The 17,727-nt window shown below is 63.1% G+C and carries 15 protein-coding genes; 4 read left to right on the forward strand and 11 right to left on the reverse strand.

From position 1 onward, the window contains the following. Nucleotides 1-8: 8 nt before the first annotated feature. Nucleotides 9-1,055: an alpha/beta hydrolase gene (locus tag ABEA18_RS01800; RefSeq protein ID WP_345447451.1), complete on the forward strand. Its 1,047-nt coding sequence runs from the start codon at nucleotides 9-11 to the stop codon at nucleotides 1,053-1,055. Next, the gene (locus ABEA18_RS01805) at nucleotides 1,052-2,125 is read left to right on the forward strand and encodes an alpha/beta hydrolase (protein ID WP_345447454.1); all 1,074 of its coding nucleotides are present in this window, start codon (nucleotides 1,052-1,054) and stop codon (nucleotides 2,123-2,125) included. The genes ABEA18_RS01800 and ABEA18_RS01805 overlap by 4 nt, the downstream gene beginning before the upstream one ends. A gap of 39 nt (nucleotides 2,126-2,164) precedes the next feature. Here ABEA18_RS01805 and ABEA18_RS01810 read toward each other — a convergent pair whose 3' ends face one another. The 3 genes from ABEA18_RS01810 to leuA all read right to left on the reverse strand — a co-directional run bounded on the left by ABEA18_RS01810 (nucleotide 2,165) and on the right by leuA (nucleotide 5,564). Continuing rightward, a complete protein-coding gene (locus ABEA18_RS01810) occupies nucleotides 2,165-2,983 on the reverse strand; it encodes an isoprenyl transferase (protein ID WP_345447457.1) in 819 nt (272 codons plus the stop codon). Between the two features lie 2 nt (nucleotides 2,984-2,985). After that, nucleotides 2,986-3,741 (reverse strand): DNA repair protein RecO, encoded by a 756-nt coding sequence (recO, locus tag ABEA18_RS01815; RefSeq protein ID WP_345447763.1) that lies wholly within the window; start codon nucleotides 3,739-3,741, stop codon nucleotides 2,986-2,988. Between the two features lie 83 nt (nucleotides 3,742-3,824). Next, entirely contained in the window at nucleotides 3,825-5,564 is a 1,740-nt protein-coding gene (leuA, locus tag ABEA18_RS01820; protein ID WP_345447459.1) for a 2-isopropylmalate synthase, read from the reverse strand. A 252-nt stretch (nucleotides 5,565-5,816) separates the two neighbouring features. Between leuA and ABEA18_RS01825 the strand changes: the two genes are divergently transcribed. Beyond that, entirely contained in the window at nucleotides 5,817-7,769 is a 1,953-nt protein-coding gene (locus ABEA18_RS01825; protein WP_345447461.1) for a M13 family metallopeptidase, read from the forward strand. A 10-nt stretch (nucleotides 7,770-7,779) separates the two neighbouring features. Here the strand turns inward: ABEA18_RS01825 and ABEA18_RS01830 are convergent, their stop codons facing one another. The 5 genes from ABEA18_RS01830 to ABEA18_RS01850 form a co-directional block, all read right to left on the reverse strand. After that, nucleotides 7,780-9,345 (reverse strand): LCP family protein, encoded by a 1,566-nt coding sequence (locus ABEA18_RS01830; RefSeq protein ID WP_345447463.1) that lies wholly within the window; start codon nucleotides 9,343-9,345, stop codon nucleotides 7,780-7,782. A gap of 74 nt (nucleotides 9,346-9,419) precedes the next feature. Then, complete coding sequence (gene era, locus ABEA18_RS01835) at nucleotides 9,420-10,382, reverse strand: GTPase Era (RefSeq protein ID WP_345447466.1); 963 nt, start codon at nucleotides 10,380-10,382, stop codon at nucleotides 9,420-9,422. After that, the gene (locus ABEA18_RS01840; RefSeq protein WP_345447469.1) at nucleotides 10,366-11,697 is read right to left on the reverse strand and encodes a hemolysin family protein; all 1,332 of its coding nucleotides are present in this window, start codon (nucleotides 11,695-11,697) and stop codon (nucleotides 10,366-10,368) included. The genes era and ABEA18_RS01840 overlap by 17 nt, the downstream gene beginning before the upstream one ends. After that, complete coding sequence (gene ybeY / locus ABEA18_RS01845; protein ID WP_236810860.1) at nucleotides 11,694-12,167, reverse strand: rRNA maturation RNase YbeY; 474 nt, start codon at nucleotides 12,165-12,167, stop codon at nucleotides 11,694-11,696. The genes ABEA18_RS01840 and ybeY overlap by 4 nt, the downstream gene beginning before the upstream one ends. Further along, complete coding sequence (locus tag ABEA18_RS01850) at nucleotides 12,164-13,252, reverse strand: PhoH family protein (RefSeq protein ID WP_345447476.1); 1,089 nt, start codon at nucleotides 13,250-13,252, stop codon at nucleotides 12,164-12,166. The genes ybeY and ABEA18_RS01850 overlap by 4 nt, the downstream gene beginning before the upstream one ends. A gap of 421 nt (nucleotides 13,253-13,673) precedes the next feature. On the opposite strand from ABEA18_RS01850, the gene ABEA18_RS01855 reads away from it, so the two are divergent. Beyond that, a complete protein-coding gene (locus ABEA18_RS01855) occupies nucleotides 13,674-14,561 on the forward strand; it encodes a GerMN domain-containing protein (protein ID WP_345447478.1) in 888 nt (295 codons plus the stop codon). A gap of 33 nt (nucleotides 14,562-14,594) precedes the next feature. Here the strand turns inward: ABEA18_RS01855 and ABEA18_RS01860 are convergent, their stop codons facing one another. The 3 genes from ABEA18_RS01860 to hrcA all read right to left on the reverse strand — a co-directional run bounded on the left by ABEA18_RS01860 (nucleotide 14,595) and on the right by hrcA (nucleotide 17,585). Next, nucleotides 14,595-15,371, reverse strand: coding sequence for a 16S rRNA (uracil(1498)-N(3))-methyltransferase (locus ABEA18_RS01860; protein ID WP_345447480.1), 777 nt, complete (start codon nucleotides 15,369-15,371; stop codon nucleotides 14,595-14,597). A 2-nt stretch (nucleotides 15,372-15,373) separates the two neighbouring features. Next, nucleotides 15,374-16,504, reverse strand: coding sequence for a molecular chaperone DnaJ (dnaJ, locus tag ABEA18_RS01865; RefSeq protein ID WP_345447482.1), 1,131 nt, complete (start codon nucleotides 16,502-16,504; stop codon nucleotides 15,374-15,376). Nucleotides 16,505-16,571: 67 nt separating this feature from the next. Next, a complete protein-coding gene (gene hrcA / locus ABEA18_RS01870) occupies nucleotides 16,572-17,585 on the reverse strand; it encodes a heat-inducible transcriptional repressor HrcA (protein ID WP_236810846.1) in 1,014 nt (337 codons plus the stop codon). Nucleotides 17,586-17,727 lie beyond the last annotated feature (142 nt).

Genomic DNA, 17,727 nt, shown 5'->3' on the forward strand with positions numbered 1-17,727 from the left:
CTGTTCCCATGGAGTGGCAGACCGATATCCTCGGTGCGGACTTCGAAAGTTGCGCATTCGAGGCGACCGGACCTGATGGCGTTGTCCGGCGCGCAACGCTGGTCCGCCATGTTCCGCGCCAAGGCGCCGGCAACCCCGGTGATTCTCCCGCGCCGGCCAACCGTTCGGTCTTGTTCCTGCATGGCTGGAGCGACTACTTTTTCAACGTCGCCCTCGCGGAGTTCTGGACGGGACAGGGCTTCCATTTCTATGCGTTGGACATGCACAACCATGGCCGCAGCCTGCAGGCAGACACACCTGGCGGTTACGTTGAGCACCTGAACGACTACGACGCCGAAATCAGCAAAGCCATCGATATGATCCGCACCGCAGGCCAGCTTCGCCCGGAGCCCGGCTCGTTAACCCTCATGGGACATTCCACCGGGGGTCTCGTGGCCGCGTTGTGGGTCAGCAGCCATCCGGGCTCCGTCCAATACTTGGTACTCAATAGTCCGTGGCTTGAGATGCATGGAAGCTCCGTGGTCCGCCGCGCCGCCCAGGCCATGGTGAAGCCGCTCGCACGGTTCTGGCCCAAGACAATCCTGCGTTTGCCCGAACGCGGCTTCTATTTCCGCAGCATCAGCAGCTCGGCCGAAGGCGAATGGCTCCTCGACGAAAAATACCGGCCGCCTTTGGCCTTCCCCATGCGGGCCGGTTGGCTCAGTGCGGTCCTCAGCGGCCACACGAGGGTAGCCCGGGGGCTGAGGATAGACATCCCGATCCTGGTCCTGATTTCCGGAGCGAGCGCCAACGGCATGGTCTGGCAGGAGTCGATGCGGCATTCGGACGCCGTCCTGGACGTCAATACCATGGCCGTCCGTGCCATGACCCTTGGCCGGACCGTCACCCTCGAACGGGTGGATGGCGGCCTCCACGATGTATTCCTGTCGGCCGGTCCGGTGCGCGCCGATGCTTACGACAGGCTCGCGCGTTGGATTCGCGGCTACATCACCAATGGGCCACGGACGGTACCTCCGGCAGGCCGCGAGCTTGGACAATCGGGGGAAATGGCATGACCACGGAATTGGGATTGCCGGTCTGGCAACAGGACTTCCTGGGCGGCGGTTTCGAGGCCTTGGAGCTCGAACTCCAGCCGGACGAGGAGGGGCCGGTCTGCGCCACCCTTGTCCGACACGTCCGCCCGGTGGCCGCACCGTCGGTGCCGCATGGACTCCTGGATGCGCTGACGGCATTCACTCGACGCCGGCGCCGGCGCGACGTTCCCGTCACCCAGGGGCCACCGAGGGTGGTGCTGTATCTCCACGGCTGGGCCGACTACTTCATGCAGACGGAACTGGCCGAGTTCCTGGGCGCCTCGGGCTTCCATTTCTATGCCCTCGACCTGCGCAAGTTCGGGCGGAGCCTGCGGCCGGGCCAGACCCCCGGTTACACCACAGACCTGACGGTCTATGACGAAGACCTCGACGCCGCCCTGCAGGCCATCCAGCGGGATATCGCCGAGCTGACGGGTAGCGCGGAGGCACCTACCATTCACCTCCTGGCCCATTCGCTGGGCGGCCTGATCGCGGCGCTGTGGGCAGACCGGAATCCCGGCCGCATCGCCACCCTGACGTTGAATTCGCCGTGGTTGGAGCTCCAAGGCAGCAGCCTGATCCGCAGCATCGCGATGCACGTGGTGGAGCCGTTCGCGCGCACCGACCCCAAGCGTCCTTTCCGGTTTCCGGAGATGCCGGCTTACTGGGAAAGCGTGAGCAACCTGGCGCACGGCGAATGGACCCTTGATCCCGAATGGAGGCCGCGGGCGTCCTTCCCGATCCGCGCAGGGTGGACAAAGGCGGTCCTGGCGGGCCACGCTGCAGTCGAACGCAAACTCAACATCGATGCGCCGGTGCTCGTGTTGCTTTCCGGCCGGACCCGGATCCAGGCTGAGTGGACCGCGGAGCTCATGCGCGTCGACGCCGTGATCGACGTCGAGCAGACTGCCCGCCGGGCACTGGGCCTCGGGCGCCGGACGGCGGTATTCCGCTACCCGGGTGCACTCCACGATGTGTTCCTGTCACGGCGTACCGTCCGGCAGCAGGCCTACAGGGATGTGGCCATCTGGTTGGCTTCCTATCCGGACTGAGCGGTTTCAAAGCACGCTCGTGCTAATTCCGGGCCGCGGTCAGCGGGGTGCCGCAGCGTCTACCGCGCCTCCATATCGGCGGTCCCGTTTGGCATAAATCTCGACGGCGTCCCACAAAGTCCTGCGGTCGACGTCGGGCCACAGCGTGTCCATGAAAACGAACTCCGCATAGGCCGATTGCCACAAGAGGAAGTTTGAGAGGCGCTGCTCACCGGAGCTCCGCAGGAACAGGTCCACATCCGGAAGGTCCGGTTCATCGAGGTACTTCTGGATGGTTTTCTCGGTCACAGAGCCGGGCTTCAGGCGGCCATCAGCGACATCCTGGGCAATCGCGGCCACGGCATCGGCGATTTCGGCGCGCCCTCCGTAGTTAACACACATGGTCAAGGTGCACGTGTCGTTGCCGCGCGTGTACTCTTCGGCTTCCTCCAGCTCCTTGATGACGGAGCCCCAGAGCCTGGGGCGCCGTCCCGCCCAGCGGATCCGCACTCCCCATTCATCGAGCTGGTTGCGTTGCCGGCGTAGCACGTCCTTGTTAAATCCCATGAGGAAGCGCACCTCTTCCGGGGAACGGCGCCAGTTTTCGGTGGAAAAAGCGTAGACACTGACGTACTTGATGCCCAGTTCGATCGCACCCGCCATGACGTCGAGCAGGGCCGGCTCCCCGGCCTTGTGGCCCTCGATGCGCGGAAGGCCGCGCTGGTTCGCCCAGCGGCCGTTGCCGTCCATGACGATCGCCACGTGCCGCGGTACCAGTTCGGCAGGGATGGCCGGCGGCCTGGCGCCCGAGGGATGGTGGTAGGGGGCCCTCACCGGGGTGGTCCGCGCCGTTGCCGTCTTCTTTTTTCCCAGTGCCACTTTCAGCTTCGCTCCACATGTTTGAGGGACTTCAATGCTCGTTCTAGGTGCCATTGCAGGTAACTCGCCACCAGTCCGGCGGCCTCGCGGCGATGCAAGGATTCGGACACATCCGCAGTAGCCCAGTCTCCCGTCAGCAGCGCGCCCAGCAAGACGACGGTCTCAGGTGCGGGTGCCGGCGAACCGGGCGGGCGGCAGTCATTGCAGATCATTCCGCCCAAGGGAGCGGAGAAAGCTGTGTGGGGACCGCGCGCCCCGCAGCGGGCGCAATCCGTGAAACTGGGCGCCCAACCGCCGGTTGCCAAAGCCCGGAGCAGGTAGGAGTCAAGAATGAGTTCCGGCGGGTGGTCGGAACGGCTCAACGCGGCAAGCGCCCCGACAAGGAGGTTGTATTGGGCCGTTCCCGAATCGGCGTCGGCGTCCGTCAGTTTCTCCGCCGTTTCCGTCATGGCGGCAGCGGCGGTGTACCGGGAGTAATCGGCGGCGATCGAGCTCCCATAGGCTCCTTTGGCGACAGCCTGGGTGACGATGTCCAAGGTGCGGCCGGAAACGAGTTGCAGGTCAGCCACCATGAACGGCTCCAAGCGGGCACCGAACCGGCTACTGGTACGCCGTACGCCCTTGGCAACCGCTCTTACTTGTCCGTGGTGCTTTGTCAGCAAAGTGATGATGCGGTCCGCCTCGCCCAGTTTGTGGGTGCGCAGCACTACGGCATCGTCCCGATAGGACCGCGCTGCAAACGACGAAGGATTGGCCACAGTTAATCTTCGCACCACACCGGGCCTTATCGGGTCCGGCGAAGCCGTGCGGCGCCGTGTTGACGGCACCGCACGGCAAATGGCTATGCCCGGACGGCCCGGATGGCTCGGTTGACGGCGGAGATGACTGCCTTGAGCGCAGCGGTGCTCGTGTTGGGGTCGATACCGACTCCCCAGAGGACCCGCTCGCCAACGGCGCACTCAACATATGCTGCGGCAGTGGCGCTGCCACCTTCGGAAAGGGCGTGTTCCGAGTAGTCCAGGACGCGGACGTCCACGCCGTCTTGACGCAGGATGTCCAGCATGGCCGCGATCGGGCCGTTGCCCGTGCCGGTTCGCTGGACCACCGTGCCGTCAATGCGCAGGGCTGCATGCAGGGAAAGCTCGCCGGACTCATCGGTCTCGGTGCGGATGGAGCCCAGCGAATAGCGTCCCCACTGGCCATCTGCTGTGCTGGCCGGCAGGTACTCGTCCTGGAACATCGCCCACAGCTGGGCTCCGCTGACTTCGCCGCCCACGGTGTCGGTGCGGTGCTGGATGACGCCGGAGAACTCGATTTGTGCCCGGCGCGGCAGGTCCAGGCTGTGCTCGTTCTTGAGCAAGTACGCCACACCGCCCTTGCCGGACTGGGAGTTGACGCGGATGACGGCCTCGTAGCTGCGGCCCAGGTCCTTCGGATCGATCGGCAGGTAGGGAACCTGCCACGTGAAGTCGTCGACGGCCTTGCCGGCCGCAGCAGCGTCCTTCTCGAGGGCTTCGAAGCCCTTCTTGATGGCGTCCTGGTGCGAACCGGAGAATGCCGTGAACACGAGGTCGCCGCCATACGGTGAACGCTCGGGAACGGGCAATTGGTTGCAGTACTCCACGGTCCTGCGTACTTCGTCGATGTCCGAGAAATCGATCATTGGATCGACGCCCTGGACGAACATGTTCAGGCCCAGGGTGACCAGGTCCACGTTGCCGGTACGCTCGCCGTTGCCGAACAAGCAGCCCTCGATGCGGTCGGCGCCGGCCAGGTAACCCAACTCGGCCGCTGCAACGCCCGTGCCGCGATCGTTGTGCGGGTGGAGGGAGATGATGATGCCGTCACGTGGGTGCAGGTTCCGGTGCATCCATTCGATGGAGTCGGCGTAGACATTCGGCGTGGCCATTTCCACGGTGGCGGGCAGGTTGATGATGACCTGCTTGTCCGCGGATGCTTCGAAGACGTCGGCGATCGCGTTGCAAACACGCGCTGCGTACTCAAGCTCGGTTCCGGTGAAGGACTCCGGCGAGTACTCGTACGTGATGTGGGTGTCCGTGAGGGTTTCCTCGTACTTCTTGCACAAACGGGCACCCTGGAGGGCGATGTCCAGGATCCCGTCTTCGTCCTGGTTGAACACGACGCGGCGCTGCAGGACCGAGGTGGAGTTGTACAGGTGGACGATGGCCTGCTTGGCGCCGACGAGTGATTCGTAGGTGCGCTCAATCAGGTGTTCCCGTGCCTGGGTCAGGACCTGGATGGAGACGTCATCCGGAATGTGGCCGCCTTCGATGAGCTGCCGTACGAAGTCGAAGTCTGTCTGCGAAGCGGAGGGGAAACCGACCTCGATTTCCTTGTAGCCCATCTTGACCAGCAGCTGGAACATTTTCAGCTTGCGGGCCGGGCTCATGGGGTCGATCAGGGCTTGGTTGCCGTCACGGAGGTCCACAGCGCACCAGCGCGGAGCCTTGGTGATGACCTTGTCCGGCCAAGTGCGGTCCGGCAGCTCGACAGTAATCTGGTCCTGGAAAGGCAGGTACCGATGAATGGGCATTCCGGAGGGCTTTTGTGCGTTGCGCATGACTTAGGGGCCTTTTCTCTTAATCTTTGATGGAAGATTGGCCGGGCATAGCTAACTCCGCAGCGAGGGTTGGCCTAGCGAATGATCGCCTACGAGGCCCCGCCGCGGCAGCTAAGGAGAAGCATTCCTGCACGCACCATTTCACAGTAACACGGGTGCGTATGATGACAATGCAATACCAGAAGCAACGTCCACTATGCAGACGCGGTAACGGCGGTGAGCCGGTTCCGCTCGTCGTCCGAAGGAGTTCTTGTGCCACAGTCGGGGATCACACTGTCCAACATCGATGAAAGCGTCAGGCCGCAGGACGACCTTTACCAGCACGTCAACGGGGCGTGGCTGAAGTCGACGGTCATCCCCGACGACCGCCCGCTTGAGGGAACGTTCACCGCGCTGCGGGATGGCGCTGAACTGGCAGTCAAAGCGATCATCGAGGAAGCTGCCGCAAAGGGCGAGGACGCCAGCGGCATCGAACGCAAAGTAGGCGGGCTCTACAACAGCTTCATGGACGAAGAAGCCACCGAAGCCAAGGGTATGGAGCCTATCCGCGCCCGGCTTGCGGAGGTCTTTGCCACGGTTTCGCCGGCCGAAGTGGTTGCCCTGACCGGGCGGCTGTTCCGCTCGGATGTGTCCGGCCTGTTTTCCATCTATCCTGCTCCCGACGCCGGGAACCCGGACCGGATCCTGTTGTACATCGGCCAGGGCGGCCTGGGCCTTCCCGACGAGTCCTATTATCGGGACGAGAAGTTCGAAGGCATTGTCAGCGCCTATGCGAAATATGTCGCCAAACTCTTCGGCCTGGCAGGCATTCCCGACGCCGAGGATGCCGCCGCGCGCGTTGTTGCCCTTGAAAAAGCCCTTGCCTCGCATCACTGGGACAACGTCACCCTTCGCGATCCGCAGAAGACCTACAACCTCAAGACCGCGGAGCAGGGCCGTGAACTATTCCCGTACCTTGACTCGTGGTTCGATTCTGCCCGGATTGAAGAAGACAAATTCACCGAGCTGGTGGTCAGTACTCCTGATTTCTTCGCCGGTGCGTCCTCCCTCGTCAAGACCGAGTCCCTTGCCACGTGGCAGGAGTGGCTGGCCCTGCGTGTGCTCAATGCCGCCGCCCCCTATCTCTCGTCGGCGTTCGTGGACGCAAACTTCGATTTCTACGGCACCACCCTGAGTGGCACTCCGCAGAACAAGGACCGCTGGAAGCGCGGAGTCGCCGTCGTCGAAGCCGCCCTTGGTGAGGCTGTCGGCCAGATCTACGTTGAGCGCCACTTCCCCGAAGGTTACAAGGCCAGGATGCAGACGCTGGTTGCCAAACTGATCGAGGCTTACCGCGGGAGCATCACGGCGCTCGACTGGATGGGCGAGGACACCAAGGCTGAAGCGCTGAAAAAGCTTGAGGCCTTCCGGCCCAAGATTGGTTTCCCGGACAAGTGGATTGACTATTCCGCCGTCGACATTGATCCGAGTGATCTTCTGGGGAACGTCGAGCGGGCACACAACGCCGACGTCGACCGTCACCTCGATGAGGTCGGCAAGCCGGTCGATCTCGACAAGTGGCTCATGACCCCGCAGACGGTCAACGCGTATTACCACCCGATGCTGAACGAGATTGTCTTCCCCGCTGCCATCCTGCAACCGCCATTCTTCACGGCGGAAGCCGACGACGCGGTCAACTACGGTGGCATCGGCGCCATCATCGGCCATGAAATCGGCCATGGCTTCGACGACCAAGGCTCCCAGTTCGATGGGAGTGGAGCGCTGCGGAATTGGTGGAGCGAGGAAGACCGCAAAGCCTTCGAAGCACTGGCGGCGAAACTTGTTGCCCAGTTCGATGCCCTTGCCCCCTATGCCGCTCCCGAGCACAAGGTCAACGGGAAGCTCACGCTCGGCGAAAACATCGGCGATCTGGGCGGCCTGACCATCGCCTACAAGGCTTATCTCCTGAGCCTTGACGGTGCTGAGCCTCCCGTTCTCGAAGGCCTGACAGGACAGCAGCGCTTCTTCATGTCCTGGGCTGCCGGCTGGCGCCAGGTCATCCGTCCCGAGGAAGCCATCCGGCGCGTCGCCACGGACCCGCACTCCCCCAACGAGTTCCGGACCAACGCCATCGCCAAGAACCTCGACTCGTTCCATGAGGCGTTCGCGGTGGAAGCCGGGGATGGAATGTGGTTGTCGCCTGCGGACCGCGTCAGCATCTGGTAGGCAGCAACAACTACCTTGCGATGAGTGCCGGGTTGACCGCCTGGCATTTCACGTCGCCTGCGGTCTGCTTGACGACGTCGGACGGAACGGAGGCAACTCCGTACTTGGTCCCGGAATTGAAGTCACTGCCGATATAGACCTGGACTCCGACGACACCTTTGGATAGTTCGACTTGCGAGGCCGGGATCCCCAGGAGATTCGCGACATCCGGCGCGACGTCGGCATACCCGGTCCCGTAATAGACAACCGTCTTGGGAACGGCGGCTGCAAGGAAGTGAGCGGCTTTCGTGAATCCGCCGCCAACCAGGGCAGCGGCGATCTCCTGTCCGCGGGACGCGACGCCCGTTCCGTCTGCCACGGTCACTGGCTGAAGGGCCTTGTCGTAGGCCGGAACAGCAGGAGTGCTCGGCGCCGGTGCCGCGCTGCTGGACGGGGCCCCCGAGGCCGCAGGCGAGGGACTGGCAGTGGCCCCCGGCGTGGTCAGGTCCAGGTTCGCGCGCATGGCGGCGAACAGCTGGGTGGCTTGCGGTTCAACCAATTCGAGCCTGTTGGGATCGACGGCGGCGGGCTGGGTGGGAACCGAGACGAACGCGACCTTGGACAGGTCGACGTCCTTGAGGCGGCTCCCGATGGTCAGGAGCGACTGGACCGACGCCAGGCCTTCATCCACGGTCAGGTTCTTTGTCACGGCATCCGCGATGGACAGCAGGCTCTGCGGATTGCTTAGCGTTCCGTCGGATTTGATCTTCCGGGTCAGCGAAGAGAGGAAACCCTGCTGCGCCTGGATGCGGCCGAGGTCACTACCGTCGCCAAAACCGTGGCGGGTCCGGAGGAAGGCCAGGGCCTGCTCCCCTTGGACACTCGATGTTCCCTTGGGGAGCCGGAGTCCGGAATCAGGGTCGTAGACGGCGTCGCTCACACACACGTTGACCCCGCCGACGGCGTTGGACAGCTCCTTGACGGCGTTGAAGTCGGCCATCATGAAGTGATCGATTTGCAGACCTGTGAGCTTGTTCACTGTGTCCACGGCGCAACCGATCCCGGCTTCTGCCATCGCCGAGTTGATCATGACGTTGGAATGGGCTTCATAGACGGTATTGGTTTTGGGATCGGTGCACTTCGGAACATCCACCAAGAGGTCACGGGGAAAGCTGGTGAGGCTCACCCTCTTGTTGTCCGCCGAAATGTCCAGCAGCATCATGACATCCGACTGGCCGTAGCCGGTGGAGTCCTGCGTTGAACCGTATTGCGAATTCTTTCCGTCCCTCGTGTCGGACCCGAGGATGAGGATCTGCTGGCGGTCCGTGGCGTCGTTTGCGGCGGCCTCGGTCCTGGGAGCGCCTGCCGACAAAGGTGCTTTGCTGATGTTCGACTGCAAGCGGATGACCCAGTAGGCGGCGAAAGCGATACCTGCGACCAACAGCACCGACACCGTCACGGCGGTGACCCTGAGCCAGAGCGGGAGGCCCTTCGGAGCATTCATGTGGCGGGGGGTGCCGGGAGCTTCCCCGTGGCGTGCAGCGCCGGGGGCACCAATGGTGCCGGGCTCCTGAACGCGTGCATCGCGACGTCGCACGACTCGCTCGACCTTTCCTCGGAAAATGGGATTCGGACCATTTTACGGGCCCAAACTGGGAAATTCCCCAGCGGTTAGAATCCCAACTTCACGAGCTGCTTCGGGTCGCGCTGCCAGTCTTTGGCCACTTTGACGTGCAAGTCGAGGTAGATCTTGGTTCCCAAAAGGGCCTCAATGCCCTTGCGGGCGTTCGTTCCGACCTCGCGCAGCCGGCTTCCGGCCTTGCCGATGATGATGGCCTTCTGGGAGGGGCGTTCAACGTACAAATTGACCCGCACGTCGAGCAGCGGGTTGTCTTCGGAGCGGCCTTCGCGGGGCAGGATTTCCTCCACCACCACAGCCAACGAGTGCGGAAGCTCGTCCCGGACGCCTTCCAGGGCTGCTTCCCGGATAAGCTCGGCGACCATGACGGCCTCCGGTTCATCGGTGAGTTCGCCGTCCGGGTAGAGGGGAGGAGAAGGAGGCATGTGGCCTATGAGGACGTCGGCGACCGTACTGACCTGGAAGCCGTCGGTCGCGGAAACCGGAACGATATCGGCCCAGCCTTGTTCGCCGAGGACTTCGCGGCCCAATGCGGCTACAGCCAGGAGTTGTTCGGTCAAGGCCTGGCGGTCCACCAGATCGGTCTTGGTGACAAGTGCGATGATCGGCTTGCGCCCGACGGCGGCGAGCTGGGCTGCAATGTATTTGTCGCCCGGTCCGATCTTTTCGTTGGCGGGCAGGCAGAAACCAATGGCGTCCACTTCGGAGAGGGTGTCCGCGACGAGATCGTTGAGCCGCTTGCCAAGGAGGGTGCGCGGGCGGTGCAGGCCAGGAGTGTCCACGAGGATAAGTTGTGCGTTCTCCCGATGGACAATGCCGCGGATCGTGTGCCTCGTGGTCTGCGGCTTTGCCGAGGTGATGGCCACCTTCTGGCCAACCAAAGCATTGGTCAGGGTGGACTTGCCGGCATTGGGACGGCCCACAAGAACCGAGAAACCCGCGTGGAAGCCGCCGAAGTCCTGATCGGCGTCGAACTTCTTATTGTGCTTGCTCACGTGGAACTCCCTGTTGCGTTGTGTCGGCCTCGTCGAGAAGGTCTTCAAGGTCAGTGTCTTCTTTTGGAATGGCTGCCGCAATGATATGGCTGACCCGGTTTCGCCGGCCTTCCAGCCTATCGGCTTTCAAGGAGATCCCATCCACCATCACTGCGCTGCCTACGATCGGCACCTTGCCCAGGGTTTTGGCCAGGAGGCCGCCCACTGTGTCCACTTCGTCGTCGTCGAGGTCAATGTGGAATAGCTCGCCGAGGTCATCGATGCTCATCCGTGAACTGACGCGGTACGTGCCATCACCCAAGTCAGTGACTTCCGCATCGTTGGAGTCGTACTCATCCACGATCTCCCCCACGATTTCCTCGATGAGGTCCTCGAGGGTCACCAGCCCTGCCGTGCCGCCGTATTCGTCAATCACTACGGCCACATGCGTGGACTCTTGCTGGAGCTCGCTGAGGAGGTCGCTGACAGGCTTTGATTCGGGAACGAAACGGGCCTCGCGGGCTATGGCATCAACGTCCTGGCGCACTGATGGCTGTTCCGGGCGGTGCAACGCGGCAGCGACGTCCTTCAAATAGAGAATGCCGCGGATCTGGTCCGCATTCTCGCCGATAACGGGGATCCTTGAGTATCCGGAGCGCAGGAACAGGGCCATGGCCTGCTCCAGGCTGGATCCGGACTCGATGCTCACAATGTCCGTTCGAGGAACCATCACCGAGCGCACCAGCGTGTCTCCGAAGTCGAAGACCGACTGGATGAGTTCGGCCTCGCTGTCCTCGATCATGTCGGATTCCGTGGCCCTGTCGACGAGTTCACGGAATTCTTCCTCGCTGAAGAAAGCTTCATCGCCGCTGGGCGCACCGGGTGCCACCACGCTGCCGATCCTCACGAGCCAACCGGGAATGGGACCCAGGATCCAGCACAGGAACCTGATGAGCGGGGCAGAGTAGCGAACCACGCCGCCAGAGTGGGCGCGTCCGAGTTGACGGGGCGAAACGCCCACCAGAACGAAGCCAATGACGGCCATGATGCCCGTCGCTGCCAAACCGGCAAGCCAGACGTTCTCGAGGAGGCTATGCATGACGACGGCGACGGCCACCGCTGCCGCCATCTCGAACCAGACCCGCCAGAACCGCAGCGCCCGGATGTGCGCAATAGGCTGCGCGAGGATGCTGCGAAGCGCATTCCCCCGGCTCTTGACGATGGCTTGCTCGGCGTCGTGCCGCGGCAGGAAGGTGAAGGCAGCCTCAGCCGCGGTCAGCAGGGCGACGAAACTGAGGAACACCAACGCCATCCCGACCAGGATGAGCGAGGTCACAGCATGGTCTCCATGGGGGCGTCCTTGCCAAGGAACGCGGACAGCAGCTCACGCTGCAAGCCGAACATCTCGGCCTTTTCCTCCGGTTCGGCGTGGTCGAAACCGAGCAGGTGAAGGATCCCGTGCGTGCAGAGCAGGAGCATTTCATCCTGTGTCGAATGACCGGCGTTGCGGGCTTGCACCTCGGCCACTTGCGGGCAGATGGCGATGTCGCCGAGCATGCCCTGCGGAGCAGGCTTACCAGGTGTTCCCGGCGTCAACTCATCCATCGGAACAGACAAGACATCCGTAGCGCCGGGTTCGTCCATGAGCTCGATGTGGAGCTTTTCCATGGCAGGCTCATCCACCAGGAGGATGGAAAGTTCGGCCTGGGGGTGAATGTAGAGCCGCTCGAAGATGAAGCGTGAAAGCGTCACCAATTGTGCCTCGTCCACCTGGACGCCGGACTCGTTGTTGACCTCGATGCTCATCTGTGTTCTCCCCGTTTGTCGTGGATCGGCGTGTGCTGGACACGAGCCCGGTGCTTTTCATCCCATTTGCTGTACGCGATCACGATGTCGGCGACCAACCGGTGCCTGACGACGTCGGACGCGTCCAGCATCGTAAAGTTCACGCCGTCGATTCCGTTGAGGATTTCCTGGACGATGCGCAGACCCGAGGTGGCGCCGAAGGGCAGATCCACCTGGGTGATATCACCCGTGACAACCATCTTGGAACCGAAGCCGAGCCGCGTCAGGAACATCTTCATCTGTTCCGCGGTGGTGTTCTGCGCCTCGTCAAGAATGATGAACGCGTCATTGAGCGTGCGGCCACGCATGTAGGCGAGCGGTGCTACCTCAATGGTCCCGGCGGCCATGAGCCGCGGGATCGATTCCGGGTCCATCATGTCGTGCAATGCGTCGTACAAAGGGCGCAGATACGGATCGATCTTGTCGCTCAGCGTCCCCGGCAGGAAGCCGAGGCGCTCTCCGGCTTCGACGGCCGGCCTCGTCAGGATGATACGGCTGACTTCCTTGAGCTGCAGTGCCTGAACAGCCTTGGCGACGGCCAGATAAGTTTTGCCCGTGCCCGCAGGGCCGATCCCGAAGATCACGGTGTTGTCGTCGATGGCGTCGACATAGTTCTTCTGGTTGAGCGTTTTGGGGCGGATGGTGCGCCCGCGGCTCGAAAGGATGTTGTGGGTCAGGACTTCGACGGGGTTTTGCAGGGACTGGCTGCGCAACAAGGACACAAGTTGCTGGAGCACGTCCGGGGTGATGACCGTCCCCTTGCCGACCAGGCCGCGGACTTCCTCCAGAAGCCGCATAATCCGGGGAACATCGCTCGACGGTCCGCTGAAGGAGAGCTCGTTGCCGCGCACATGAAAGTCGACGCCGGGGAACTGGGCTTCGATGTAGCGCAACGCCTCGTCATGGCTACCAAGGGTCTGAACCATCTGATCCGAGTTGTCAAAGATGACAACTTCCGTCCGGGCGCCCGGGACAGAGTGTGGGAACTCGGCCGGACCTGTGTCAACGCTGCCGGCCTTGGGCCGCCCGTTCAATGATTCTGTCATAGTGCTGGCCTTGCGGCCTCTGCTCCTCCGGCTTGGTGATGTCCATCGATTTTCTCCGATGTCCGTCTGCTGGATGGGCGCACGATCGCGGGCCTCGGATTGCTTTCAATCCTACGCCAGCCAGTCTCCGGGGTGGTTCCGGGCCGTGCCCGGCGGGGCTGCGGGCGGCCGATCCATGCCGCTTTGGTATCAACTCGGCATCGACCTCGTATCAATCGGATTGCAGTTGGCCGCCGGGGTATCGAAACGCCAGCCGGGGCCCAGGAGACTGTGACAAGCTGATTCATGGGCAAAATGCCCCTGTGCCCGGCCACCGGGCGCATGCCTCCCCCGCACCACCGCGGCCGAACACGAGCAGGAATCCACCATCACCAGGCCAGCCGTCACTCCACACGGCACACGCATCCGGAAACGCTCCGCGATGCTTGTGACCGCTTTGACGGCTGCCTTGTTCCTGTCGGGCTGCATTGCCGATCGCACAGGACAGGGATCCACGACTCCGATCCCCACCCCGACAGTTGCGCTGCAGACGGTGCCGGACAGCAATGCTCCGCTCGAGACAACCCAGGCCTCAAACAAGATCCCCGTGTACTGGATCGGGCGTAGCGACACGGAAACCTTCCTGTACCGCGAATTCCGTGACAACCCTGGCAACGAGAACCCCATCACCACGGCCCTGCGGATCATGATGTCCCAGAAGCCGTTGGATCACGATTTCTTCACGCCGTGGCAGAACCCAGGCAGCCTGGCGACCTCGATTTCCGGTAAGAACGTCGTCACTGTCGATGTTTCCCGTGACGCGTTCAATTCCAATCTCGACGCCGGGATGGCACAGCGGGCGGTCCAGGAACTCGTCTATACGGCCACCGCAGCGGCCGCGAGTTCAGGGCTGATCGATTCAGGACAGCAGATCAAGGTGACCATCCTGGTGGACGGGCACACGGACTACATGGCATTCGGGCAGGTCAAACTGGGCGATCCGATGGTCCGCGACGCATCCATGGTGGCGCCGGTGTGGATCATCGACCCGCAAGAGGATCTGACCTTGCCTGCCGGTCCCGTCAAGTTCAACGGCCGGAGCACGGACCCCTCGAAGAAACTGCATTGGCAAATCCTCCGCGAGAACTCAAACGGCGACAAGTCCTCCTACCTCGCTGGGCAGACCACTGCTTCTACCGTTCCCGGACAAGGTGGAGCCTTCAACCTCACAGTGGGGCTCGGAGCGGGCCGCTATGAATTGCGGGTTTCCTTGGTAGGACCCAACGACGCCGACGTCGCGACGGATACGCGCGCTTTCAGCGTTCGCTGAGGACGTGCGCTGATCCAGGACGGGCGCTGCAGGCTACCAGCGCCCCAGAATGTCACTGGCCAGCACGACGGCGGCGGGTCCCGCCGTCGACGAGCGAAGCACGTGGTGGCCCAAGAGCGCGGTGACCGCGCCAACGTCGCTGAGCTTCGTCACTTCGCGCGGTGAAATGCCACCCTCCGGGCCGACGATGAGCAGGACTTCCCGACCCGCTCCGGTATCCGCGTCGGAAACCTCGGCCTGCCACTTCTCCAGGACATCCCGCAGCGGACGTTTCGCGTCCTCATGCAGGATGATCGCCAAGTCAGACGCGGCAACCGCCGCAGCCAGGCCGGAGCCGTCGACGGCGGCACGCACCTCGGGAATCCAGGCGCGCCGCGCCTGCTTGGCGGCTGCCGTGGCGACGGACTGCCACTTCGCGTGGGCTTTGGCGGCCCGCTCACCCTTCCAACGGACGATGGAACGCTCCGCCTGCCAGGGCACGACGGCGTCGATCCCGAGTTCCGTTGCCGTCTCGACAGCAAGTTCGTCACGGTCGCCCTTCGCGAGGGCCTGGATCAACACGAGCCGTACGGTTGGTTGGTACTCCTCCTGGACAGCGGTGGCAAGGACCGTCAAGGTTCCCTGCCCGGATTCGGTCACGGTGCCCGTGAGCCGTTTTCCGGCACCGTCGGCAATATCGACGGCTTCGCCGATTTCCAGGCGCTTGACGGTGACAGCGTGCCTGGCTTCGGCGCCGTCGAGCACGAAAGTGTCTCCAGGGCCGAGCCCGTCAAGCGTTCCGGCTGCTGTGAAGAATACGGGGTTGCTCACCGCTATAGGTTACCGAGCTTGTCCCGCAGCTTCGCGAACATACCGCCGCTGGCCACAAGCTTGCCCTCAGTGAACTGCTCTCCGCGCAATTTCGCCAGTTGGCGAAGCAGGTCTTCCTGTGCGGCGTCGAGCTTGCCGGGCGTCTCAACGTGCAGGTGCACCTTGAGGTCTCCCCTGCCATAGCCGCGGAGATGGGTGACGCCGAGTCCACGCAGGGTGATGACTTCGCCGGACTGCGTGCCGGACTTGACGTCAATCTCCTGGAGCCCGTCGAAAGTCTCAAGCTGCAGCTCGGTACCCAGTGCCGCGGCAGTCATCGGAACGCTCAGCGTGGCGTGAAGGTCGTCGCCTTCGCGGATGTAGGTGGAGTCACTGTTGACCCGGATCTCCACGTAGAGGTCACCGGGAGGACCGCCCGCGGGACCTGCTTCGCCTTGCGACGACAGCTGGATGCGTGTCCCGGTAGCGACGCCGCCAGGCACTTTGACGGTCAGTGAACGGCGGCTGCGGACGCGGCCCTGGCCGTTGCACTCATTGCAAGGATCCTTGATGATCGAGCCGAAACCTTCGCACGATCCACACGGTGCGGCTGTCATGACCTGGCCGAGGATCGAGCGCACAGCCCGCTGGACCTGGCCCGAGCCGCCACAGATGTCGCAGCGCTCCGGGTGGGTGCCCGGACGGCAGCATGAGCCTTCGCACGTGGGACAGATGACAGCGGTGTCCACCTCAAGCTTCTTGTTGACACCAAAAACGGCCTCACGCAAGTCGATGCGAACGCTGATCAGGGCGTCCTGCCCGCGGCGCATACGTGATGCGGGGCCCTGCATGCCGCCACCTCCTCCGCCGAAGAAGGTATCGAAGATGTCCTGGAATGCGAATCCCTGGCCCGCGTATCCTCCGCCGAAACCGTTGTCGGTCCCGTTCTCGTTGCCAGTGGCGTCGTAGACGCGGCGCTTCTGGGGGTCGGAGAGGACCTCGTAAGCGTGGGTCACCGCCTTGAATTCCTCGGCTGCGCCGGCCCCGGGGTTCACATCGGGGTGCAGCTTACGTGCGAGTTTGCGGTAGGCCTTTTTGATCTCCTCGCCGGTTGCTTCCGGCGAGACGCCCAGAACGTCATAGTGACTGCTCAAAGTCGGTATCTCTTCCTTGTTTACGGTTCCACTGCGTTTCTTGCGAGGCGCCTTCCAGCCGAGGCTGTCAGCCGCCCAGAATGCGGGAAAGGTAGCGTGCGACGGCACGGACGGCCGCCATGGTGTTGGGGTAGTCCATGCGGGTGGGTCCAAGAATGCCGATCTTGGCGCTGCTGCCCGGACCGTAGCCCGTGGCAACCACCGAAGCCTCCGAGAGGCCGTCATAAGGGTTTTCGCGGCCGATGCTCACCGTGACGCCGCGGGGGTCTTCCGCCATATCCGACAACAGCCGCAACATGACCACCTGCTCCTCGAGTGCTTCGAGGACCGGACCGATGCTCAGCGGGAAGTCCACGTTGGAGCGGGCCAGGTTTGCCGTGCCTGCCATGACCATGCGCTCGTCGCGGCTCCGTTCGGCAAGCCTTTCCAGGCCGTGGGCAAGGGCGCCTGCAAGGTTGCGAAGCGTCGGCGGGCACAGGGCAACCACCGAGGGCAGGACTTGCGGCATGAGGTCGAGCTGGGAGCCGGCAATGCTTCCAAGGAACCGCGCGCGCAAGGCCATGAGCTCTTCGTCGGTGGCGTCCGTCGCTGCGTGCACAACGCCCTGTTCCACTTTGCCCGAATCGGCGATCAACACCACCAGGACCTGGCGCGGTGCCAAAAGGACAAACTCAATGTGCCGGACGCGTGCGCGGCTCAGGTGCGGGTACTGGACGACGGCGACCTGGTTGGTCAGTTGGGAGAGGAGCCGGACGGTGCGCTCAAGGATGTCCTCAACGTCGTCGGGTCCCTCAAGCAAGGAATGGATGGCCCGGCGCTCGGCAGCCGAAAGCGGCTTGACCTCGGAGATGCGGTCGACGAACAGGCGGTAGCCCTTGTCCGTGGGAATGCGGCCGGCACTCGTGTGCGGTGCGGCAATGAGGCCTTCTTCTTCCAGAAGTGCCATGTCATTGCGGATGGTGGCGCTCGACACTCCCAAATGGTGCCGTTCGACCAAGGCTTTGGAGCCGACGGGCTCGCGGGAGTGAACGTAGTCCTCCACGATGGCGCGTAACACTTCAAGCTTGCGTGGTTCGCTCACTGCCCACCTCCAATCAACATTTAAATAATTAGCACTCAACATGCCCAAGTGCTAACAAGTCTAGTATGAGCCACCTCGTTGTTAGCATTGGTACCGCTCGCGGCGAACATGATTCCCGCGCGGCCGTGGGTAATGCCACGGA

This window comes from Arthrobacter gyeryongensis (genome assembly GCF_039543785.1).
Classification (GTDB): domain Bacteria; phylum Actinomycetota; class Actinomycetes; order Actinomycetales; family Micrococcaceae; genus Arthrobacter; species Arthrobacter gyeryongensis.

Bases quoted from the DNA above. Each gene is read 5' to 3' on its own strand.
- ABEA18_RS01805 (WP_345447454.1), top strand. From the start codon at position 1,052: ATGACCACGGAATTGGGATTGCCGGTCTGGCAACAGGACTTCCTGGGC.
- ABEA18_RS01850 (WP_345447476.1), bottom strand. From the start codon at position 13,252: ATGACAGAATCATTGAACGGGCGGCCCAAGGCCGGCAGCGTTGACACA.
- leuA (WP_345447459.1), bottom strand. From the start codon at position 5,564: ATGCGCAACGCACAAAAGCCCTCCGGAATGCCCATTCATCGGTACCTG.
- ABEA18_RS01800 (WP_345447451.1), top strand. From the start codon at position 9: ATGGAGTGGCAGACCGATATCCTCGGTGCGGACTTCGAAAGTTGCGCA.
- ybeY (WP_236810860.1), bottom strand. From the start codon at position 12,167: ATGAGCATCGAGGTCAACAACGAGTCCGGCGTCCAGGTGGACGAGGCA.
- ABEA18_RS01855 (WP_345447478.1), top strand. From the start codon at position 13,674: ATGCTTGTGACCGCTTTGACGGCTGCCTTGTTCCTGTCGGGCTGCATT.